At 62.4% G+C, this 20,317-nt stretch carries 20 protein-coding genes and 3 pseudogenes; 7 read left to right on the top strand and 16 right to left on the bottom strand.

Annotated elements, in window-relative coordinates:
• Positions 1–37 precede the first annotated feature (37 nt).
• Both FVE25_RS48420 and FVE25_RS48415 read right to left on the bottom strand, forming a co-directional pair.
• Positions 38–202, bottom strand: coding sequence for a hypothetical protein (locus tag FVE25_RS48420; protein WP_157249694.1), 165 nt, complete (start codon positions 200–202; stop codon positions 38–40).
• Between the two features lie 93 nt (positions 203–295).
• Positions 296–469, bottom strand: a complete 174-nt coding sequence (locus FVE25_RS48415) for a hypothetical protein (RefSeq protein WP_157249693.1) — start codon at positions 467–469, stop codon at positions 296–298.
• 574 nt (positions 470–1,043) lie between these two features.
• On the opposite strand from FVE25_RS48415, the gene FVE25_RS48410 reads away from it, so the two are divergent.
• Complete coding sequence (locus tag FVE25_RS48410; protein WP_157249692.1) at positions 1,044–2,426, top strand: NsdA family TPR-like regulatory protein; 1,383 nt, start codon at positions 1,044–1,046, stop codon at positions 2,424–2,426.
• Between the two features lie 4 nt (positions 2,427–2,430).
• Here FVE25_RS48410 and FVE25_RS48405 read toward each other — a convergent pair whose 3' ends face one another.
• The 4 genes from FVE25_RS48405 to FVE25_RS48390 form a co-directional block, all read right to left on the bottom strand.
• Positions 2,431–3,339 carry a phosphotransferase enzyme family protein gene (locus FVE25_RS48405; RefSeq protein WP_157249691.1) on the bottom strand — a complete coding sequence of 303 codons (909 nt, stop codon included), beginning with the start codon at positions 3,337–3,339 and terminating at the stop codon, positions 2,431–2,433.
• A gap of 4 nt (positions 3,340–3,343) precedes the next feature.
• Positions 3,344–3,823 (bottom strand): GntR family transcriptional regulator, encoded by a 480-nt coding sequence (locus FVE25_RS57255; RefSeq protein WP_157249690.1) that lies wholly within the window; start codon positions 3,821–3,823, stop codon positions 3,344–3,346.
• Between the two features lie 105 nt (positions 3,824–3,928).
• The gene (locus FVE25_RS48395) at positions 3,929–4,081 is read right to left on the bottom strand and encodes a hypothetical protein (protein ID WP_157249689.1); all 153 of its coding nucleotides are present in this window, start codon (positions 4,079–4,081) and stop codon (positions 3,929–3,931) included.
• A gap of 58 nt (positions 4,082–4,139) precedes the next feature.
• Complete coding sequence (locus FVE25_RS48390; RefSeq protein WP_157249688.1) at positions 4,140–4,316, bottom strand: hypothetical protein; 177 nt, start codon at positions 4,314–4,316, stop codon at positions 4,140–4,142.
• A gap of 353 nt (positions 4,317–4,669) precedes the next feature.
• On the opposite strand from FVE25_RS48390, the pseudogene FVE25_RS48385 reads away from it, so the two are divergent.
• The 3 genes and pseudogenes from FVE25_RS48385 to FVE25_RS48375 all read left to right on the top strand — a co-directional run bounded on the left by FVE25_RS48385 (position 4,670) and on the right by FVE25_RS48375 (position 8,068).
• Positions 4,670–5,511 (top strand): annotated as a pseudogene (locus tag FVE25_RS48385) (IS5 family transposase).
• Positions 5,512–5,961: 450 nt separating this feature from the next.
• Positions 5,962–6,840, top strand: coding sequence for an NAD-dependent epimerase/dehydratase family protein (locus FVE25_RS57250; protein WP_157249687.1), 879 nt, complete (start codon positions 5,962–5,964; stop codon positions 6,838–6,840).
• A gap of 16 nt (positions 6,841–6,856) precedes the next feature.
• The gene (locus tag FVE25_RS48375; protein ID WP_157249686.1) at positions 6,857–8,068 is read left to right on the top strand and encodes a hypothetical protein; all 1,212 of its coding nucleotides are present in this window, start codon (positions 6,857–6,859) and stop codon (positions 8,066–8,068) included.
• Between the two features lie 835 nt (positions 8,069–8,903).
• Here FVE25_RS48375 and FVE25_RS48370 read toward each other — a convergent pair.
• From FVE25_RS48370 to FVE25_RS57245, 3 genes and pseudogenes are all read right to left on the bottom strand, one after another.
• Positions 8,904–9,803 (bottom strand): tyrosine-type recombinase/integrase, encoded by a 900-nt coding sequence (locus FVE25_RS48370; protein ID WP_157249685.1) that lies wholly within the window; start codon positions 9,801–9,803, stop codon positions 8,904–8,906.
• Between the two features lie 466 nt (positions 9,804–10,269).
• Positions 10,270–10,470, bottom strand: a complete 201-nt coding sequence (locus FVE25_RS55925) for a helix-turn-helix transcriptional regulator (protein ID WP_246267459.1) — start codon at positions 10,468–10,470, stop codon at positions 10,270–10,272.
• A 621-nt stretch (positions 10,471–11,091) separates the two neighbouring features.
• Positions 11,092–11,478: pseudogene (locus FVE25_RS57245) on the bottom strand (bifunctional DNA primase/polymerase); the annotation flags it as partial.
• Between the two features lie 245 nt (positions 11,479–11,723).
• On the opposite strand from FVE25_RS57245, the gene FVE25_RS48360 reads away from it, so the two are divergent.
• On the top strand, positions 11,724–12,419 hold the full coding sequence (locus FVE25_RS48360; RefSeq protein ID WP_157249683.1) for a Clp protease N-terminal domain-containing protein: 696 nt from the start codon (positions 11,724–11,726) through the stop codon (positions 12,417–12,419).
• 85 nt (positions 12,420–12,504) lie between these two features.
• On the opposite strand, the gene FVE25_RS48355 is transcribed toward FVE25_RS48360, so the two are convergent.
• A complete protein-coding gene (locus FVE25_RS48355) occupies positions 12,505–12,996 on the bottom strand; it encodes a hypothetical protein (RefSeq protein ID WP_157249682.1) in 492 nt (163 codons plus the stop codon).
• A 631-nt stretch (positions 12,997–13,627) separates the two neighbouring features.
• Between FVE25_RS48355 and FVE25_RS48350 the strand changes: the two genes are divergently transcribed.
• Positions 13,628–14,746 carry an IS630 family transposase gene (locus FVE25_RS48350; RefSeq protein WP_157254303.1) on the top strand — a complete coding sequence of 373 codons (1,119 nt, stop codon included), beginning with the start codon at positions 13,628–13,630 and terminating at the stop codon, positions 14,744–14,746.
• A 26-nt stretch (positions 14,747–14,772) separates the two neighbouring features.
• Here FVE25_RS48350 and FVE25_RS48345 read toward each other — a convergent pair whose 3' ends face one another.
• The 6 genes and pseudogenes from FVE25_RS48345 to FVE25_RS55920 all read right to left on the bottom strand — a co-directional run bounded on the left by FVE25_RS48345 (position 14,773) and on the right by FVE25_RS55920 (position 19,405).
• Positions 14,773–15,528: a tyrosine-type recombinase/integrase gene (locus FVE25_RS48345; protein WP_157254302.1), complete on the bottom strand. Its 756-nt coding sequence runs from the start codon at positions 15,526–15,528 to the stop codon at positions 14,773–14,775.
• Complete coding sequence (locus FVE25_RS48340) at positions 15,515–15,739, bottom strand: hypothetical protein (RefSeq protein WP_157254301.1); 225 nt, start codon at positions 15,737–15,739, stop codon at positions 15,515–15,517. Before FVE25_RS48340 ends, FVE25_RS48345 begins: the two co-directional genes overlap by 14 nt.
• A gap of 33 nt (positions 15,740–15,772) precedes the next feature.
• Positions 15,773–15,937 (bottom strand): annotated as a pseudogene (locus tag FVE25_RS48335) (integrase core domain-containing protein); the annotation flags it as partial.
• Positions 15,938–16,110: 173 nt separating this feature from the next.
• Positions 16,111–17,163 (bottom strand): LamG domain-containing protein, encoded by a 1,053-nt coding sequence (locus FVE25_RS48330; RefSeq protein WP_157254300.1) that lies wholly within the window; start codon positions 17,161–17,163, stop codon positions 16,111–16,113.
• Between the two features lie 701 nt (positions 17,164–17,864).
• Positions 17,865–18,611, bottom strand: coding sequence for a DNA cytosine methyltransferase (locus FVE25_RS48325; RefSeq protein WP_157254299.1), 747 nt, complete (start codon positions 18,609–18,611; stop codon positions 17,865–17,867).
• A gap of 497 nt (positions 18,612–19,108) precedes the next feature.
• The gene (locus FVE25_RS55920; RefSeq protein ID WP_246268674.1) at positions 19,109–19,405 is read right to left on the bottom strand and encodes a hypothetical protein; all 297 of its coding nucleotides are present in this window, start codon (positions 19,403–19,405) and stop codon (positions 19,109–19,111) included.
• Here FVE25_RS55920 and FVE25_RS57240 point away from each other — a divergent pair.
• Positions 19,319–19,765, top strand: a complete 447-nt coding sequence (locus FVE25_RS57240; protein ID WP_425489532.1) for an RICIN domain-containing protein — start codon at positions 19,319–19,321, stop codon at positions 19,763–19,765. The two genes, FVE25_RS55920 and FVE25_RS57240, sit on opposite strands and share 87 nt — an antisense overlap.
• The last annotated feature ends 552 nt before the right edge of the window (positions 19,766–20,317 follow it).

Below are 20,317 nucleotides of genomic sequence, written 5' to 3'. Positions count from 1 at the left end.
TGGGGGTGGATTGGCAGGAAGAGGAAGAGAGGCGGGGTCAGCAGTCCCAGCAGGGCCACGGGCCGAGGCCGTAGACAATGACCGTGCGTTCGCGCAAATCGCCCCGGCACCGGCGCATGGCGGCGATCCAGTTCGGGCAGTCACCGACGTGCCTTTCGGCACCATCCGGGCTGTAGAACTCGACGGCCTTACGACGCTTCATAGCCAAACCTCCAACAGGTTGGCATCCGCGGGCAGGGGATCAGGGGTCGGCCGGCCGCAGCGATGACCGCGGCCAGCTCGCACGTGCGGGGGTTCAGCCGAGGCCGGTGAAGAAGTTCGCGAATGCGTCGATCACGGTCACCAGCCAGGCGAAGAGCTGCGTCGCAGCCGTGGCGGCGCTGTCCGGCTGCCGGATCACGTAGATGATCACGAAGGCGATGAGCAGATACAGCAGGAACCGGCGCAACGGCCGGCGGTCGGAGTACACGGCGTTTCTCCTCGGGGAATCGAGCCATGATCTGCCCTGCCAGCAGGGGTAGCGCGTGTGGCGCTCTCACGAGCCGAGGGCAGCGATGAGGGTGGATGCTTCCGAGTGCCGAGCGCTCCCGTGCACAAGGGCGTGCAGGGAGATGGGCAACCGTGGCGCAGGGCCTTTGCTGCGCCGACCGCCTTTTCCGGGAGGCGGTAACCCTCGATCCCACTGTTGAGTTCTCAAGTCGTGCCAGGTGCGACAGCCCATTGGGACGCTGGATCGCGTCGCCCTCCCTAAGGGCGTAGAGCCGTGCGGGGTGTGGCGCGAGCGGTGCCGGCCAACCACCGTCCGCCGCTCCTGTACAGGTATAGAACAGGTTAGGACTTCCGTCAACGGTTGCCAGCGAGGAGCTCGCTGTCTTGCTGGTCACAAGAAAACCGCGCGGGTCAGGGGGTGCGGCAGCGTTCAAAAGCCGGTGCAATTCGGCATTGAGGGGTGCACAAAAGGGTCGAGGGGTGCACACTGGCGATTGCTGACTGTGATGGCCTAACAAGCAAGGCCGATCTCCCTCTGCGCAGTAGGGGAGGCGATGAAGGTTCGAGAGGCGAACCACCAGCTCGCTGCAGTGATGACACGCGCCAGCGTGTCAAACAAGGGGCTCGCCAGGCGGGTGCAAGATGTGGCCACGAGTCACGGAGCAGACATCCGATGCGATCACGTGTCCGTTAAGCGCTGGCTGGATGGAATGCACCCCCGTGGAGTGACTCCCCACTTCATCGCTGAAGCCTTGAGTCGCAAGCTCGGAGAGCGGGTTAGCGTCCGCGATATCGGGATGATCTATGCTGAAGCCGCGCCGCTTAAACCCTTATCGCAGCAGCACGCCCAATCCGACCACTTCGATGGTGATGTCACCGTTCTGGTCGCAGGGGATTTGTCTGCCAATCCCCAGGTCATTGACTGTGACGTATCGCCAGATGCCTGGAACAACTCCATGGTCACGTGGTTGGTGAGCCCTATGCCAGCCCCTCGGAAATCCTCCAATGACGGGCTGATCACAGCGACAAGCGTGGAGGCCATCCGAGAGACAACTGCGATGTTCGCGCAGCTTGACTATCGATTCGGCGGTGGGCACGCACGGTCAACTGTAGTCCAGTACATAGCCATGGAGATCGAGCCACTATTGAAGTCCGTCTCATCAGAGACCCCAATTGGAAAAGCATTCCTCTCGGAGACGGCAGCCATGCTGCGGCTTGCCGCATGGATGGCCTACGACACCGGCCGGCACGGATTGGCGCAGCGATACATGACCAAGGCACTGTCCTTGGCTTGTGAGGCAGATAATCGAATGCTTGGAGGCCGCATACTTGCTGGAATGAGTCACCAAGCCAACTACCTTGGCCAGTACGCGGCGGCGGCGAACCTCGCACGGGCGGCACAACAGGGGGCCAATGGCGCCGCCACCCCTACGGCTATGGCGTTGTTCCATGCGATGGAAGCCCGTGCGTTGGCGTCGCAAGGCGATGAGGCCGGGTGTAGCCGAGCGCTCTCGAATGCGGAACGGTGGTTCGAGAGTCGCAACCCTGATGAAGATCCCACCTGGTTGAAGTACTTCGACGAAGCCGAACTTGCGGCGGAATTCGCGCATTGCTTTCGGGACCTCGGGCACGCTAATCGGGCACGTGACAAAGTTCTTGAAAGTATGGAGCTCTCGGAAAGTCTCTATGTACGGAGCCTCTCTTTCGTCCGCACGATCCTGGCTTCCAGTCATGTCATTGAAGGAGACCTTGAGCGAGGTATTGCAGTAGCCTGCGAAGTCGTGACAACGGTGGCGGATCTCCGTTCGGCTCGGACTCGCCGATACGTGCGAGATTTCATGAAGGAGCTTGCACGCTACCGCAACGATCCGGTCGTGCGTGAGTTTAGAAGCTTTGCAGAGGCCCGGCTTGCCCAAGGACGCTGGGACGCTCGGTAGGGTGCTAGAAAGCTCGCCACCGGCGTGGTAGGTCGTTGTTCCGCAGTGAGATCATACGACGCTCAAACTCAGCTTGAATTTCGCATGAATGGCCTACATTCTGCATGAGCCATGTTGTCATGGTAATTTCACGAATTCTCCTAAGAGTATGAAAGCCTGGCCACTCAATGACATCGAAACCATAAGCGCGAGACGCTTGGACGTAAGTCTCTCTATCAATCCATCGAAATCCTTCATACGGCATACCTACGCCCGTCACTAGGTCCCACTCCCTAGGCCCGAACGCGAACATTTCAAAATCAAATATGATTGTTCGTCCATCCTTGAAACGAAGGAGATTTCCCTTGTGGGCATCGCCATGAATGTGACCTTCCGGCAATACGAAGCTAAGGGTGCCATACTCCGCATAGAGGTCCTTCGTGTGGTTACGAAGAAATTGAAGATCTACATCTCCAACATTGACAGCCTTATCCAGTCTTGCGGATACACGAGCTAGCGGATCAAGCGGCGGCAGAGTCAAATTTGCGGGCTTGGCAAGCGCATGCAAACGGCGGAGGATATCCGCAAGGTCAACGGAGTCGGGATTGGGGGCTTTGCTTTCTATATATTTCCAGAAAGTCACCACCCTGCCGTCATAGACCGCAGCCTGAGGATAATCCAGAAGAAGGCGCACACTGGGAAAGTCGGCAGATTCGAGCCATCGCGCTACCGCTACTTCTTTTTCGACATCGCGAAGTTTGTCGGCATTCCGCGCTATGCGCACAACAATGGGGGCCGACTTAAGGCGATACAGCGCATTCTCCCCAAACCTAATAGGCTCGGCGTCTCTGTGTTCCAGGTCAACATCCGTGCAAGCGGCGATCAGGGCACGATGGGCGTCGTGGGGCGTGAAACCACCAGCGGAAGTTGTCATATGATTAGTCCTCGCCACTCTGTCGAGGGCTCTGGTCGGCGACGAAGCGTCCCTTGCTCGGGATAGCGATAATTAGGCCCTCATGCTGGAGAATTTCGAGAGCCTTTCGTACGGTGACGCGGGCTGCTTGGAATCTCTGCGCCAGGGCTGGTTCCCCGGGAAGACGTACGCCTGGCGCAAATTCGCCCCCGTTGATGTCTTTGCGCAGTTGATGGGCCACATCTTCATAGCGAGTGCTCGGTGGGGCTTCCTTCAACGACTCCCCACATACCTTGCGGCCTCTGCCCGTTTGGCTAACCACCAGGCCCTCACGCTCCAGCTCAGCCAGAGCTTGCCGTACCGTACCTCGTGCCACGCTGTACCGACGGATGAGGTCGGCTTCAGAAGGGAGCATGCCTCCTGGAGGTGGGTCTCCTCGACGGATACGGGCGCGAATGTCTTCGGCAATGCGAACGTAGGCGGGCGTGTCCTTCACCTGACTCATTGTGCTCCCTTAGCGGCGGCACAGTGCTCTCTAGGCTAGGGTGTTCAGGGCATCCCGCGAAAGGATCGGGATGTGGTCCAGCAAGCAGCCAGGCGGGCCGCGTGGTCAGGTGTTGGGCCGTAACAGCCAGGTCCACGCCTCATCTGGGTAGACACCGCAAACCATCGTAAATTCGCTGGCCACGACCTGATAGCAATCGGGGACGTCGAGGTCGGGGATGGCATTCGACGGGATCTGGCCTGTGGCCAGCTCGGTCACAAGGTCAGGCACCTGGTCTTGCAACCTGGCGGGCAATGCCCGCATGACCAGCGCAGCCTCAACGCTCCACCGGATTCGCCGGCGGGCGGCGGTCACTCGTTGACCAGGAAGGCGCGCCGCATCTGCTCAGGTATTCGGCCACCTTGGGATACTCGGCCTGAAGCAGCTGTTCATCCTGCAACAGCGCAGTGAGTTCATCCCATCGCTTGGCGGTCATCGCCAGTTCGCCAGCCATGGAAGAGAGTCTCTCGCATTGAGTCAGCCTATGCCATGCTTCCCAGCATCTCCGATGTCAGGCGCGGCGCGACCAAGACCTTGGACGGGTGTGGAACGGGTGGTCGCGCGGCAGGGGCTGGGCGCCTGCGATGCGACCCCAACGCAGGGCATCGACCCGGGGCGCTCTGGTACATGATGGCGGCCATGGAAGTGTTGACGTGGTCGGCGTCAGGGCGCATTCGAGCCATTCTGGGGACAGCAACGAGGCTGTAGGCCCCGCTCGCTCAGACCACGTAGGCGAAGGCGAAGCCGGCGGCCACTCTAGGGTCTGTCTTCAAAATGATCTAGATTGTGCGGGATCATGCTCTGGTGATTCGCCGTCATGAGTTGACTGATCAGGAGTGGGACGCGCTCAAGGAGTTACTGCCCGCGGGCCGGCGTGGTCGTCCTCGCGAGGATGACCGGCGGCTGTTGAACGGCATCGTGTGGAAGATCCGCACGGGTTCGGCCTGGCGGGATGTGCCCGAGCGGTACGGCCCCTGGCAGTCGCTCTACACCTGGTTTCGGCGCTGGGCTCTGGACGGCACCTTCACCGCGATGCTCGGCGCGGTTCAGGCGCGGGCCGATGCCGCCGGTGACATCGACTGGCTGGTCGCGGTGGACTCCACCATCGTGCGCGCCCACCAGCACGCGGCCGGAGCCCGAAAAGGGGGCGCCACCGGCAGGAGACCGATCACGCCCTCGGACGATCCCGGGGCGGGCTGACCACCAAGATCCACTTGGCCTGCGACGGGAGCGGCCGCCCTCTCGCCTTCGTGGTCACCGGCGGCAACGTCAACGACTGCACCCGCCTGCCTCGGCTACTCCAGGCCATCAACGTGCCACGCCTCGGGCCGGGACGGGCCCGCACCCGCCCCGACCACGTGGTGGCCGACAAGGGCTACAGCTCCCGCGAGATCCGCTCCTACCTACGCCGACGCGGCATTGCCCACACCATCCGCGAGCGGGCCGATCAGAAAGCCGGCCGCCGGCGGCGAGGCAGCCGCGGCGGTCGACCACCCGGGTTCAACCGTGATCGCTACAAGCGACGCAACGTCGTCGAGCGCTGCTTCAACCGCCTCAAGCAGTTCCGCGGCCTTGCCACCCGCTACGACAAGACCGCAACCTCCTACACCGCCACCGTCACGATCGCCTCACTCCTGCTCTGGCTGTGATCATTTGAAGACAGACCCTAGGAGCGCTTCCTTGGGTTCTTGCGTCCGGCAGGTAATGCCCGCATGTCCACCCAGCCGGGTGGTCAGCACATGAAGGCACGTGATCCGCTGAGTGACTACGGGTCGCGAACCCATCCAGACCGCCAACAAGGTGCCAAACATCTGCCTGCAGGATAGGTCACAGCGGGGTCCGGCAAGAGATCACCGAGGGTGTCCACCCGACGGCGCCTGTGCTCGCACCCGAGCCGGTGCTCGCGGAGAAGTAGGGCGCATTCCGAAGGCTGGTCAACCGAGCAATGCACAGGTCAGGAACTTCTTGGTATGAGAACGACTGAGACCATTGCACGAGACGCTGCGATGTGATGGCGTGTCGATAGGTAGTGCACGCCGGGCATTCCGTCACCGGCGGCTATTGCTTCGCGGCTTATACCGAACTTCTGGAGCGTTTCGTTGATCCAAACTATACCAGACTTCACCAGCCTTGAGGGTAGAAGCGTTCTCGTAACGGGAGCTGCTGGATTTATAGGAAGACGTCTTACGGCCGCGCTTGACGCCCTTCGCATTGAGACGATAGGAGTGGGGCGTCGTGGACATGATTCCAGGTCACCTGGCCTGCCATATGTCTGCGGCGATATTACGTCTAGCGAGATCTTGGACAAAATAGACGTGCCCATCAGTCAAATCGTCCATCTCGCGGGAAGAATAAACGCACAAACTCGGCATGAGTACGTGACAGACAATGTTCATGCCACCATGGTGGTGGCCGATTGGGCGAGCAAGCATCAAATTGAGAGAATTATCTACGTATCAACGGTTGGGGTATACGCGCCAGCCCCGCTGATAGCCGAATCGAGCGCTATTGGGCCAAGCTCGACGTATGCGCTCACGAAGTATCTCGGTGAGCAGGTTATCGTCACCAGTGGTATTCCATATGCAATCTTGCGCCCTTCCTTTATCTATGGGCCTGGCGACCGAAATGGCTTCATCGCTAGACTCTATGAATCCTTGGAATCTGGCTCCAGGATCATGGTCCGCGACGAGTGCCGGGATTTCATTCACGTAGACGACGTCGTAGACGGCGTAATCCGCGCTCTGGGCTACACGGGAAAGAATGAGATATTCTGCTTTGGTTCAGGCAGGCTTACCATCCTTCCTAAGCTGGCTACGTCCATCGCTCACGCTTGCGGAAAGGAGCTATCACACGTTTCCGCGCAGGGGCGCTCTAATGGGTGCGTTGACTGGGGTTTGGCTCGGAAGGAACTAGCGTGGACTCCGGCCGTCTCCTTGGAGGATCCCATTCTAGCTGAAGCAGCTTATCAAGAGGAATAATTCGGACATTGGTAAAATGGACAGGGCGAGCCTCACTGAGATGCGTGAAGCGGAGATCGAGAAGGCGCACCAAATTGCGACCAGGCTCTCCGCTCAGAGGGATATTGCTTCATCGCGAGACCTATATCCCGAGCTAGCCCTCACGTCCCCCTACACCTACTGCGTAGGGTCGATAAGACCGGTAGATCTATTGCCGTTCTTCAATACAGTAATTACCGACTTGCGCCCCCTGCCGACATCGGAGCACTTTGAATCCAGGTATGGCCTTACTGTCCGCCAATTTATCGACCTCATAGAGCAAGGAAGGTTGGCAGTGCGGCTTCGCGCTGACCACTTGCAGTTCTCTGCTCTAGAGTATCTTGCCCCGCTGTTTTCCGAGCACCTGCTACCAAGGTCGGATCGCTACAAGGTTCTGTACCATGACAAGATGCTTATGCATAGAATCCATGCTCGCGAAATTTTTGCCGGAACTGAAGCGAAGGGCCGGCGATGGCTTCGGGAGTATCTAGACTGGCTCACGCCTCCACAGTTCGCAGATGTTGTCTCGGACAAATTTGCACTAGTGGCTACATACTGCGGCGTAGGACAAGCGGAGAGAATAGTCGAACGGACGCTCAGTTTAACTGGCGATCCAGCAGTGTCATACGACTGGCTTCACATCTATTCACGCTTCCGCATTTACCCTTACATGAATTCGCTTGACGGCATTAATGTTCTGCCTGCCAAAGAGGTCGACCTGCTTCCCGTCGAGCTTAGACCAGATAAGAGTTCCTATTTGCCCTATGAAGTCGGGAGGGCTCTTCTGTGCAACCTCCCGATAGATCCCCGGACTGACCTGAGCCAAGCTGGCTGCGTTTCAGCAGACGACTGGTTGCGGACGCTACGAGAACTTGATTCCGCCTTAGCAGCATCGGCGCCGGGAGCTATTCATGAATGGACAGCGCGTTTGCATGAACTGGTAGCGTCCACCAGAAGAGAAGTGACTAGAATGAGGCAGCGCAGAGAAAGCCTAGAGCAGAAGTTCCTTATTGTGAGTGGCATTGGAATTGCTGGGGCGCTATCGGAGTATGCGCCGCCACATTGGAAGCCGATAATTGGTGCGGGGTCTGCCGCGATTTTTTCCGCTCGCGCCAAGATTGCGGATACGATCGTAAAATTTCGCAAGCAGAGTCATGTCTTGGCATGGTTCGATCTGCAGAACGAGATACTTTCGAATATGCCTAAGTAGATGCGACAAGGTTTGCAGCTGAGTCCAAACCGAAATGCGCCACTCAAGCTCACGCTTCACGGCCGCGGATCTAAGGTTGGCAGTGCGGCTTCGCGCTGACCACTTGCAGTTCTCTGCTCTACAGTGTCTTGCCCGCTGTTTTCCGAGCACCTGCTACCAAGGTCGGATCGCTACAAGGTTCTGTACCATGACGAGAGGCTCAGGCATAGAATCCATGCTCGCGAAATTTTTGCCGGAACTGAAGCGAAGGGCCGGCGATGGCTTCGGGAGTATCTAGACTGGCTCATGCCTCCACATGAAGGTATGTGTACGCAGGTTGGCGCCACTGAGCGGCGGCTATGTGGTTCGGACTTCTAATCCGGCGCTCGCCGGCTCGAATCCTGCCGGAGGGCGTTTGCGTCCGATCCGCTATCGGGCCGTCTGTGGGCCGTCCGAGGTTGGCCTCTACTGACAGATGACAACCGACGACGACGCTTCTTGGGCAGCTCAGCGCATCCGGTAAGGACCCCTTGGCAGGTCCCGTTACCCACATGCCCGGAAGCAGAAGGAAGGCGTGCCGGAGTTGGAACCATCGCAAATCTTGTGGGCTGGCTGTGGGCCATAGGAGTCGATGTCGAGCCGTTCAGGCTTGTTATGCCTGGTCAGGGCCTAGCAGCTACGGGAACCTGCAATCCTCTCCGGAGCCGGGTGCGTAGGTTCGAATCCTACAGGGGGCACACTTCAGCAGCCAGGCCAGACACCGTCTGACCTGGCTTTTTGCTTGATCGGCCGGGATATCGGTCATGCCACCCCGTGACAGCCGCAGACGCTAAATGACGGCCGCCACGGGCAGAGATCAAGCCCGGTCGTCACGGGCCTGGTTCATGCGGTCGATCCAGACGTCGTCGTAGCCCGCCATGCACAGGTGATAGATCCGCTGCAGGATCTCCACGCTGTTGCCGGCCCGCTCCGCGACCTGAGAGGCGGGGACGCCGGCCGACAGCCGCCACGTAATGCCGGCGTGCCGGAGGTCGTACGGGCGGGCCATGAGCGGGGAGGTGACCTGTCTGGGCGTGAGCGCGAGTAGCCGCGCCTTCGCCCACAGCCTGGAGTAGGTGGACTTGGGGATGGGCTTGCCGCTCTCGGAGCGGAACAGGCGGCCGTCGGGGGCGACGCCGTAGCGTTCGATGTGCCGGCGCAGCAGGGCAACCAGCTCGGACGGGATCGGAATGGCCCGGACGGTTTTCCTGGGCCGGTTCTTGGGCCCGCGGTCATCGTGCAGCCGGCTGGTGTCGGTGAAGTCCTTGCCCACCTCGGGTGTGGTGGCCTCAAGCATGACCTTCCCCCAGCCGCTCTTCGGGAGAGTGCAGTTCACGTCACGCAGCCTGCTCACCTCGGCCAGCCGCATCATCGCGTAGTGCATACAGCCGAAGAAGGTGACGAACCGGCCGCCCTGACGCCGGCCGACGTAACTGCAGGCGATGAGTGCCTGGCCAACCTGGCGCGGATTGCCGACGACGCGTGGATCAACGGCGACGTCCAGGTTGGGTTGGCCCCATTCCTGTTTGATCGTCGCAGAGTCGAGCGGGTTGTCCCGCAGCCGCTCCCGGCTGACCGCGAAGCGCAGGCTGTTGTAGAACACGCGGCGCAGCCTGCGGTGGTACTCGAGCGCCGCCTGGCTGCCGTCGAGCTTGGTGCTGCAGGCGGTCAACGCGTTGTCCAGGGTGCGGCGGCTGTTCAGCTCGGTGATCGCCACCGAGTTCCGGCGCAGCCACAGCCGGGCCGTCTGCAGTTCCTCTGGCGCTTGCTTCTCGTCTCGGGCGGGGACGAGAGCCCATTTGAGGGCGGCTCGGAGAACCTGAGGGTGGGCGCGCCGCGCTTGTCTCGAACGAGCGCGGGCGTGACGGTCTGCATGGTTCGACGATGGAGCGCCGGGAGTTGGGTGATGCCTTGGGCCATTTCGTCTCGACGTAGTCGACCGCATGCGTCAGCCACGTGACGGCCTGCTTTTCGCGGTGCATCGAGTCGGGTAAGCCGCTTTCGGTGTCGAACGCTTCTCCGGGCGCGGGCGGCGGTGACGAGCTTGGTGCGGTAGGAGTCGGCCAGGCCAGAGGTGGTGAAGGCCTTATTGAACTCGAAGCCTTCCACCACCCAGCGCACGATGTGGGGACGGCGACGGCCCTTCCTGACCTGAATGTTCCAGATGTTGACCTGGTAACTCTTCACGCAGCCGCCTGGGCTTCAAGCCAGGCGTCGAGCCAGTCCCGGCGGACGCGGATCGGCCCGTTTCGCGCGAGCCGGACGGCCTTGGGACCGGTGCGCCGCTCACGCCAGCGATCCCACGATCGACGTGAGACTCGCAGCTCCTTGCACACCTCCTCGACCGTGAGCCACTCGTACTTCGCTGATCGCGTTCCGGACATGGTGGGTACTCCTTCAGGCTGCGGGGGCCGTGGGCGGTGACAGAGGTGATCGCGTCCCTCGGGCGAGAGCGCGAGTGACGATGCGGGTAGCCAGGCGGGCGGGTAGGCCGCTGGCTTCTCCCGCGGCGACGAGCCAGCCGGTGATCTGGTGTTCGGGCAGGCCGGATCCGGCGGCGCCGCGGTTGATGACGGTGGTGAGGTAGTTGGCGGGCCCTCGGCCCGGCCGGTGTCCCTGGGCGGGCTGGTAGGGGTGGCGGCGCTGGGCGGGGCGTGGGGGGCGACGCGGGTGACTTCTTGGGCGAGCCAGTCGGCATGCGGCCGGGCCGGGTGATGTCGCCGGAGCACGGCACGTAGGGGCCGGCGGGTGTGTTGGCGCCGGGGGCGATGCCGTAGTTCCAGCCGGCTTGATGTCGATATGCCAGCCGAGTTCACCGATGGCCTGACGGTGGTGGCTGCCGGGCGGCGCCTGGTACCACAGGTGCCGGCCGCCGCTCCGGGTGGCGACGACGATGGGCTGGTGGCCGGGTCGGTGGGCCAGGGTGCAGGTCCGCCGCGGAGGGTGGCGAGCAGGGTGAGGGTGTCCATGCCGATGCGCCACTGGCCGGGGTCGCGCCAGGCCGTACCTGGTGGGAGGGGCTCTTGTGTCAGGTCGATGCCGGGCAGCAGGCCGGTGGCCAGGTCGGCCGGTGGGGTCGGGCTGTGGGTGCCGAGGTCGATGAGGATCAGGCCGGAGGGGCCGGCGGCGACGCCGGGTATGGCGTGGGGGTTGTCGCGCCACCAGGTGGTCAGCAGCTGCGGCTGGGTGGTGGCGGCGCGTACGCCGTGACACCAGCGCCCTGCGGGCAGGCATGGGCAGACGTTGATCGCGTGGGGTCGACCAGGCGTTCGGCATCGCCGACAGTTGGCAAGGGGGCGTTTGCTGGTTAGTGACAGAGGCAGGACGTGCCAGCCGTGGACGGCCAGGCGCAGGGCCAATTCCAGCTGGCCGGTCAATAGGTGGTGAGTCATGCCATGGTCTCCCTGAGCATGCGAGCGCCCCGGCACCGGAGGATGAGCAGGCGCCGGGGCGGAGCGGAATGGGTCAGGACAAGCGCACGACGGGTTGCGGCATGCAGGTGAATGGGCCTGGAGCCTCGCGGCCAAGGTGCTCCAGGGCGGTTTGACGGCCTCGTCGCCAACGCGGCCAGTGCAGGATTCACCCGGATCGTCAATTCCAACTTGACGCAACTCCGGTTTGGAGCGACTATCCACACGTGGACACGCGGCCACCGAACGTCAACGAGCTCGTTGCCTACCTTCGGGAAATCACCAAAGACACCGATCCACTAGGCCGGGTCGCCGCCGCCCAGCAGTTTGCTCGCCAGCTGGAGGTCACGGGAGATCAGGTTGTCGGCCTTTTCGTGGGGGAGGCACGTGCCGAAGGGTGCTCATGGAGCCAGATCGGAGACGCCATGAACAGAACAAAGCAAGCCGTACAGCAGCGCTGGCAGCAGCCAAGCCTTGACGGATTCAGCAATCAGGCTCGTCACGTCGTCTCGGCAGCACGAGAGGCCGCGCAACTGTCTGGTCGGATCATGCAAACGGGCGACCTGCTACGTGCCCTTTTTGACGAACAGATGGGCGGCCACGCCGAACGAATTCTTGACGGCCACACATCGATCAGAGACGTCGAATCCGAGCTCGCATCTATTGATGTCGAAGAGCCGTCTGCCGGAGAGAACTCCCCGTTCAGCATCTCGGTTGCGGAGGTTCTCCGAGAGACCCCCCGTCAGGCCAGGAAGATCGGCCACGTGCACATTGGATCAGAGCACATCCTGCTGGCGCTCGCCTCGCGTGAAGGAGGACATGCCTACGGTGTGCTGAGTCGACTCGGACTCACACCTGCGATGATCAGAGACGAAATCATCGAGCGTCTCGATGCGATGGGTGTACTGAGGAATCGCCCGTAGCCGATCATCCCAAGAGCTGACTGGCTGGGTGTGTGAGCGACATCCAGCCAGTCGTTTTCTCTATCGGATTGCCGACGTTGATGTGCTACGAAGAGATATTAACGCAGGCTACCCAGAGCCCCTCAACGGAGCCACACACCTTGTCGCCGTCGTACATGGACAGGTTGATTTCCTTGCGCCAGGAAGACCCTTGCGGCAGGCGAGGGCCGACATAGGTTGATCCAGTGAAGGTCTCCGAAATATAGCCCCTACCCGCTGGAGCCCTGTGGTTGCTTACGGTGGCGTAGCGGACGACCAGGCGTTCGCCGTTGACGTAGATGCACACGACCGCCCGGCCGATGGCATCGCGGGTGCATCCGGTCGCGCTGAGGATGCCCGGCTCGCTTTCGTGGATTGTTACAGTCGTCTCGGCGTTGCCGGGCGTCACCTTCAGGCTCGGGTTGTCGGCCATGGCGGCACCGGGTAACACCAGCCCCAGCAGCAGCGCGACCATGGTGGTCACGCAGCCTAGAATGAGTGTTTTGAGGACGGACATCTTTCCCCTTTTCGCGTAGAGGACACTGGCGATGGCGCGCATTGGGTGGACCAATGGCCCTACGCCCCAGAATTAATGCGCGCCAGACGTTATGAAACACAATCTCGCGAATGCCGTCAATGGCAAATTCTTGGCGGCGGCGAATAAGCGGTCGCGGAGCGCGACTTGCCGCATTGTCTTGGTGAACCCGGCCTGCGTGTAGAATAATACGGATGCATGCGCTTTGGCTTTCGAAATAACCGAGCACAGTGCTCCGGCCCGGCCATATCATGATCCATTTGCAAGTTCGAGAAGGCAGCTGATTGATCCTCGCTCGGAGACGCGATCAGGCGCGGTCGGCGGCGCCGAAGGGGTCAGCAAGGGCGGCGCATGCGGAGGCTGCTCCACCAGTGACAGCGGCCAGAGCGATCCGAGCGGTGATGACGACATCGCACAGTTCGTCGGACACATCGCTGAGGTCGTGGGTGTTCTTTTGCGCGTTTCTGCCCGCATGCCGGGGTGGGTGCCAGCCCTATCACCCGCTTCCTTGACCAGCTTGAGCAGGCGCATGGCTAGTGCGGTGACCGCATAGGTTCACCGGGTTGAGGAACGGTGCTGTACTGCTTGCGCTGGCCGTCCTGGGTGCCCTCCACTGTCGTATCGGCACTGAAGCGATCGATGGAGGAGGAGCACCATGGCCGAGCCTGTGCGGGCGCGGCGGTTGTCCGACCATGAAGGACAGACGCTGGTGCGGCTGGTGCGGCGGGGAAGGCACGACTCGGTCCGCGTGCGCCGCGCGTTGATGGTCATGGCATCGGCCAGTGGGACACCGGTGAGGGCGATCGCCCAGTTGGTCGCGGCCGATGAAGACACCGTGCGTGATGTCATCCACGCCTTCAACGAGCGAGGCCTGGCCGCGCTGGACCCTAACTGGGCGGGAGGCCGTCCCCGCCGCATCACCTCGGGCGATGAGGACTTCATCGTCGCGACGGCCGCCACCCGGCCCGAGAAGCTGGGCCGGCCCTTCACCCGGTGGAGCATCCGCAAACTGGCCGCCTACCTGGCCGACAACCCGACCCGCGTCGTGGTGATCGGCCGGGAGCGGCTGCGTCAGTACTTACGCGAGCACAAGATCTCCTTCCAGCGCACCCGGACCTGGAAGGAGTCCACCGACCCCCGTCGGGAGGCCAAGCTGGACCGGATCGAAGAGGTCACCACCCGCTTTCCGAACCGTTGTTTTGCCTTCGACCAGTTCGGGCCGCTGTCGATCCGGCCGCAGCCAGGCTCGGGCTGGGCGCGCGAGGGCAAACCCGAACGCCGGCCGGCCACCTACCGGCGCGACCAGGGCGTGCGCTACTTCCACGGCTGCTACAGCCTGGGCGATGACCAGCTGTGGGGCGTGGTCCGCGCGCGCAAGAGCGGCGCCAACACGCTGGCCGCGCTCAAGAGCATCCGCAAGGCCCGCCCCGACGGCGCGCCGATCTACGTCATCTGCGACAACCTGTCGGCCAACACCACCCCGGTCATCCGCGCCTGGACTGCCGGCAACAAGGTCGAGCTGTGCCTGACGCCGACCTATGCCTCCTGGGCCAACCCGATCGAAGCGCAGTTCGGGCCGCTGCGCACGTTCGTGATCAGCAACTCTCACCATCCCAGCCACACCGTGCAGACCCGCAAGCTGCAGGCCTACCTCCGCTGGCGCAACGCCAACGCCCGTCATCCCGACGTGCTGGCCGCCCAACGCCGCGAACGCGCCCGTGTCCGCAGCGAGAAACAAAGACGTTGGGGCCGACCACTCGTCCGAGCAGCCTGATCACTCAAGCCGGTGAACGTTCGTGGTCACCGCACTAGACGATTCATGTCAAGGACTGTGGCTCCGGTCAGCGGCCGTATACGGGGTGCCGTTAACGCGGCTTCCACTCGCTGCCACCTCAGGGTTGAGCTGCGCGTGTAGTGTGTGCGGCGGCATGGCGCGAGGTGTTCGGTGACCTTCGTGATGGCCTCGGAGCCGGGTTTGACGTAGCGCAGGGCGGTGCGGGGGTTCTTGTGCCGGGTCTTGCCCATGACCAGCTGCAGCGGGACTTCGGCCTCGCCGAGATGGGTGGCGCGCTGTGGCGGAGCTGGTGCAGGTCGAGGCCGGAGTGCTTGTTCAGCAGGACGCGGGCGCGGTCGTAGCCGAGGCGGGGGCGTCCGGTGTGCGGGCAGATGTCGGCGGCCGCGGGCTGGCGGGCGGGGTACGGGGCGGCGTTCGGCCAGGAACAGCGCCCCGTGTGTGCGGGTGCTGCCGTCCGGCAGGAGGTGGGCGGTGCCGCTGCCCCAGTACACCCATTCGAGCGCGCCGCCCTTCGACCGCACCGGTGCCCGCCGGTTGTCCAGGTCGAGGTCTTCCACGTTGAGCGCGAGGAGCTCCGCCGCCCGGGCGGCCGCCTCGTAAAGCATGCGCCACAGCGTCTTCTCCCGCACCGGGATGTCCCGGCGCGACGGCAGGCGGTGCAGCGTGGTCTTGGCCACCGCCCGGGTCTCATCGGGATGCTCTTTGCTGCGTTCGGCCTCGGCCGGCACCGACGGCGCCCCCACCGCTTCACAGTGCGGCACCAGGCGAGCCAGTAAGAGACGGCGGCCCGGTAGCGGCTCCAGGTCGCGGCCGCGCACCCATCCACAGATCGGTGAGCGCCTGGCCGACCTCGTCGTCGCCGACCTCAGCCAGCAGCCGCTCGCGCCCGAGCGCGGCGACTGTGCGGTCGACGGCGGAGGCGTAGGCGCGATGGGTGTCCGGATTCGCGATCCGGACGGAAGTGGGGACCACGGTGATTCCGGACACTCGCCTTGCGGGCGTAGCCTATGCGGCCGTTGGGGTTGGAAGGGACTCTTTGAGAACTTCGAAGGGTGGCCGATAGCCCAGTGCCGAGTGCAGGCGCCGGTGGTTGTAGAACCCTTCGATGTAGCGGATGACCCGCCGTCTTGCCTTGGCTCGGGTGGTGAAGACGTAGCGGTGCAGCCATTCGTTTGCGTCTCGAACCGGTCAGCGACCTCCAACCATAACCGCCCTTGCCGCTCTTACTCCTCGGCCATGTATGCGATCTGTCGATTACGGAGCTCATCTTGGGTATGTCATCCCCCGCATTTGGTCATCTCCAATTCGCTAGCCTGTGACCCAAACCGGCACTCCTGGCAGCCTCATGAGGCAAGTTGCTCAATCTCGCCGTCCGAAAGGACGCGATTCCAAATACGAACATCAGCAATACTCCCCGGCCAGTAGTCCGACACCGTATACCAGGCTGATCGGCCGACAGAGAGCGAGCCGTCAGAATCCATGGGAGCAGTGAAAACCCGTTTCGCGAGACGAACCCCATTAACATAGATCCGTATTTCACGGCGATCTGCGTCATAGACTCCCGCGAGATGAACCCAACTGCGGAGACTTGCATGCTGCGTTGTTGAGACTGCACGAACAGCCTCTTTGTCTGAACTCCGATGCATGGTAAATCCCCAGTAGTTTCCTGGCTCAATTGGACAGTAGGGATCCTGACTAGGCGAGCCAGGGCACTTCATGTAGTGAAGGCTGAAAGCCGAGATTTTAGCGTAGCCCTCCTGGCTGACAACCGCCGCCCACTGGTCAGCGTTGCCTACAGCATAGGCCCACGCCATGACCGTAAAGCTGTTGGTGGTATCAACTAGTGGGCCGCTAGTGTTCGCGTACCCCGTCTTTCCATCGAGCCGGAGTGATCCGGTAATCCCGTCCGGTGCATTACTTGTGCACGATGCACCGCCGTGCATGCGCAGGGATGACTCATCCGGAGATCCGCTTGGAGCCGTCCCGTCGAACCTCCAATGGGCAATATGCCCAGGCGCCTCTTGATCCTTATCTTCCTGCACACTAGGAATAGCATTGCCATTGTCGCATAGTCCGCCACTTGAACTCTCGCCGCCGCGTTGGCTGCTAACAAATACAATAGCAAGAAGCGCAATTGCCACCGACGGCAACCACCGAGGAATGTGCTGCACGAACCTTCGCAACTTCGATTGAGTGGATTCAGCGGGAGACTCTGTCTGAGGTTTAGATTCGAGAAGTGCCACAGCAAATGGATATACGATCGCAGAAATAGCCGCGCCAGCAGCAACGGAGTTTTCCCTGCCAAGACCAACAAGCTTCTCAAGAAGCAACCACGCAATAGCGAATACCGCCAGGGACGACACAAACGAAATTAGAGCCTGGATGCGCTTAGACATTTGGTCACGCCTCGCAGTCCGGTGGACGGAGGGCATCATTCAAACGGTTGGCTCGCCGAGAATACGGCCTCTTGCGGCAACAGTTTGATAACGATCATCTTGACATGTTTCGCATAGATCTTCGCCGTTCACTTTCGGTCGCCTTCTTTCAGAACCTTTGTAACATCCGTTCCGTCGGTAACGTTTAGCCCCATGTTGGGACTCTTGTAGTTCTTCCTAGGCAACAACAAGCCAATGGGGTGTTTGGTGATGTCTGGGCAGTGCGAAGCCGGTCGACACGTCAAGGACCAGCGGCGACCCGAGCGGCCATGGATCCTGGAGCGCACCCAGGAGGCCCACAGATCACCTGCGGTAAGGAACCTAGCTCGGGCGACGATGCGACAAAGCGACATGAAGCCAATACGGTGAGATCGACATCCAGCCACAGGACGCCACCGCCACGGAGTGCACAATGCCCCGGAGGAAAGATCCGCAGCACATCTCGACTCCGGGAGGATGAAGCGAAAGCGGAACCGGAATCGAAGCCGGCCCCGCGTCGGGACCCGGACCGAGGACGGGTAGCGACGTGGACCGACCTCTTCAGCGCCGGGGCGAGGCTGAACAGGGAGACGAACTGGCGCTTGACCAGGGCGACGTAGCAGACCGGTCTGAGGTATTCAGGGTGTCTGGGAGGCTGCGATCAACGGACCGCAATTAGCGGATCAAGCGGCGAGGTCGTACTCGAAGCGGGACAGTTCGATGCCGAGGAATGCCTCGATCAGCGCGTAGGTCAGGATCTCGGCCATGGGCGGCGGGACCGCGTTGCCGATCACCTTAACCTTGTCGCGCGCGGTGTCGGCATCGAACACATCCCGGTCCGGGAACGACTGGGTGCGCTGGAGCTCCGGGATCCGGAGCATCCGGAACAGGATGGATGACACGTCGATCTGGCTGTCCGGGGTGAGCAGCGCCCACCGGTCGAGGGTCGGAATCGTCCTCAGGGGCTCATGCACGCTCTGCGTGCGGCCGTTGCCGTGGTACGCCATGAGCAGCGTTTCGGGCAGGGGCAGGCCGGGCGGCGCGGTGACGAGCGACTGGTGCCTGGTTGTAGTGACCGTACGCATGTGCTCGTTGGTCGGGGTGACGTGTTCACGCCCGTCGCCCCGGCTGCCGTTGTTGCGCATGAGCAGCGCCGGCGGCGGCTGCCAGCCGGGAGGGACGCCGAGCCCGTGGTGAAGACCGCCGGCCGTGACCGCGTGCGCGGGGTCCTCGAACGCGGGCCTCGACTTGAACTCGTCTCCACCGCCCCGGAGCGGGAACACCAGGGGCAGCATGCCGTCCGCGAGGGCCGGGTCAGTGGCGAGCCCCTGGTTGGAGCCGTCCGCGACGAGGGTGGCCAGCGGGCCCGTGGCCGGGCTGGTGTTGCGCGGCCGGCCCGAGCGCATCAGCGACAGGAACGCAGGGAGCACGCCTGGTTGCGTATCCGGTGGAAAGGCGATGCCGTCCTCGTTCCGGGTCGTGCTGGTCCGCTTCGGCATGCTGACCGGCCGAGCTGCCTTGCCGTCGCGGCCTTCGCACGGCACGACGAGGCGGCTCAGCGTTTTGGACGCTGCTTATGCCGCTTTCATCAGGCGGATCGCCTCGGCGGCCCTCAGATGCCACAGTTGGCGCGCGATACTCGACGTCCGTGGCACGCATGATCCGATAGAGCCCGGCCCCGACTTCGCATGACGCTGAGCTGCGACAACGCCACTTCTCATTTATGACCGGGCGTCGTAGGATTGGATTTAGGGGCCCATAAGTGATGCTCAGCATCTCTTGCCTATCGCATGTATAGGTGCCCACTCTGCCGCACATCGACGTGCCGGCCATCTTCGGACGCAGTCAGCACGCGTTCTCATATCTCAACCAGCCGAGCGGCGCCACCTCGTCGCGTAACGGCGTAATCGCAGATAATCACAACCCGTCACAAAAGGCCATGCAGTCGTGCATGCTTCACAACCCGGGGGATATCATGCGAAATATCAAGAAACGTCAAAGCTTTCGCGCTGCGGCAATCACTGGCACAGCTCTCCTCACCCTCGCCAGCGGCCTGACGGCACCCGCGTATGCGGCACCAGTCATACCAGGCATAAACCGCTTCTTCACCATCCGGCCCGATCACGCCAGGGGCTTCATGTGCCTGGATGTAGCCCATGCCAGCCAAGCGCATGGTGCCGACATCATCCAAGCTCGCTGCACGCCCCGCAATCGAAACCAGCACTGGAGCATCGTGTCACTGGGTGCCAATCGGTTCGAAGTCCGGCCCAGGCACACAGAAAGCACTACATGCATGGATGTCGCGCACTTCAGCCGGGCCCATCTGGCAAATGTCCTGCAAGCTGGAAGCTGTACTCGCCGTTCCAACCAAGCCTGGACCTTCCGGGGAAGTACCGAGATGTTCAGAGGCCAGCGCGTCCCAGCGATAGGACGTCTGGTCGAGATCCGGCCCAGCCACGTGAGCAACATGTGTCTCGACGTCGCCCATCTCAGCATCGCGCACGGCGCCGACGTCATCCAAGCAAGGTGCTGGACCGGCCCCAATCAGCAGTGGCGGTTCGTGCGAGTGCCCTCTGGGACATAGCCACCGCTGACGCGTCGCCATGAGCCATGCACTTAAGGCATCGTCAAGGTCGTCTCGGTCGCGGGCGTAGCGAGCCGCTGGCCGAGGGGCTCGCCGACCTGGCGGAGTGGGTGCAGGTCAATCAGCGGGTCGCCCGCGGGGGTGTCGGGGACGGCCTTGGGTGACCTCGGTCAGGGCGACGATGCCGATCAGGTCGTGTCCGTCGATGACGGGCAGGCGTCGGACCTGGTGGGCAGTCCCGGATGGAGGCGACCGCCCTCTGCAGCGCTTCGACGGCGGCCGCACCATGCTGCTGGACTGCTGCGCCGCCGTACTCGAGCCAGCCCGCCTCGACATCGACCTGGCCGACCTCGAACAGGCGCCCCCTGCGGTCCTGCTGTCTGCCCGTGCGGCGGATCTATGCGATCGGGGCGAGTACGGGCATCAAAGAACGGCAGACTCCATCCCAGACGCCCGTACTCCCCCACGAAACCGGCACCGTCCTCGAACAGCCGGCTCAACCACTTCTCTATCAGTAATCAAGCGAGCACGAAGGGCGAACATGGCGGTTTC

This window comes from Nonomuraea typhae (assembly GCF_009760925.1).
In the GTDB taxonomy this organism is placed as follows: domain Bacteria; phylum Actinomycetota; class Actinomycetes; order Streptosporangiales; family Streptosporangiaceae; genus Nonomuraea; species Nonomuraea typhae.
The sequence above is the reverse complement of the archived record's forward strand: the minus strand, read 5'-3'. Positions and strand labels throughout refer to the sequence as shown.

What these genes read in the sequence shown, in the direction of transcription:
- FVE25_RS48375 (WP_157249686.1), top strand. Translation starts at nt 6,857, where the DNA reads ATGGACAGGGCGAGCCTCACTGAGATGCGTGAAGCGGAGATCGAGAAG.
- FVE25_RS48390 (WP_157249688.1), bottom strand. Translation starts at nt 4,316, where the DNA reads ATGGCTGGCGAACTGGCGATGACCGCCAAGCGATGGGATGAACTCACT.
- FVE25_RS48350 (WP_157254303.1), top strand. Translation starts at nt 13,628, where the DNA reads ATGGCCGAGCCTGTGCGGGCGCGGCGGTTGTCCGACCATGAAGGACAG.
- FVE25_RS48330 (WP_157254300.1), bottom strand. Translation starts at nt 17,163, where the DNA reads ATGTCTAAGCGCATCCAGGCTCTAATTTCGTTTGTGTCGTCCCTGGCG.
- FVE25_RS48410 (WP_157249692.1), top strand. Translation starts at nt 1,044, where the DNA reads ATGAAGGTTCGAGAGGCGAACCACCAGCTCGCTGCAGTGATGACACGC.
- FVE25_RS48405 (WP_157249691.1), bottom strand. Translation starts at nt 3,339, where the DNA reads ATGACAACTTCCGCTGGTGGTTTCACGCCCCACGACGCCCATCGTGCC.
- FVE25_RS48420 (WP_157249694.1), bottom strand. Translation starts at nt 202, where the DNA reads ATGAAGCGTCGTAAGGCCGTCGAGTTCTACAGCCCGGATGGTGCCGAA.
- FVE25_RS55925 (WP_246267459.1), bottom strand. Translation starts at nt 10,470, where the DNA reads ATGTCCGGAACGCGATCAGCGAAGTACGAGTGGCTCACGGTCGAGGAG.
- FVE25_RS57240 (WP_425489532.1), top strand. Translation starts at nt 19,319, where the DNA reads ATGTGCCTGGATGTAGCCCATGCCAGCCAAGCGCATGGTGCCGACATC.
- FVE25_RS48355 (WP_157249682.1), bottom strand. Translation starts at nt 12,996, where the DNA reads ATGCGCGCCATCGCCAGTGTCCTCTACGCGAAAAGGGGAAAGATGTCC.
- FVE25_RS57255 (WP_157249690.1), bottom strand. Translation starts at nt 3,823, where the DNA reads ATGAGTCAGGTGAAGGACACGCCCGCCTACGTTCGCATTGCCGAAGAC.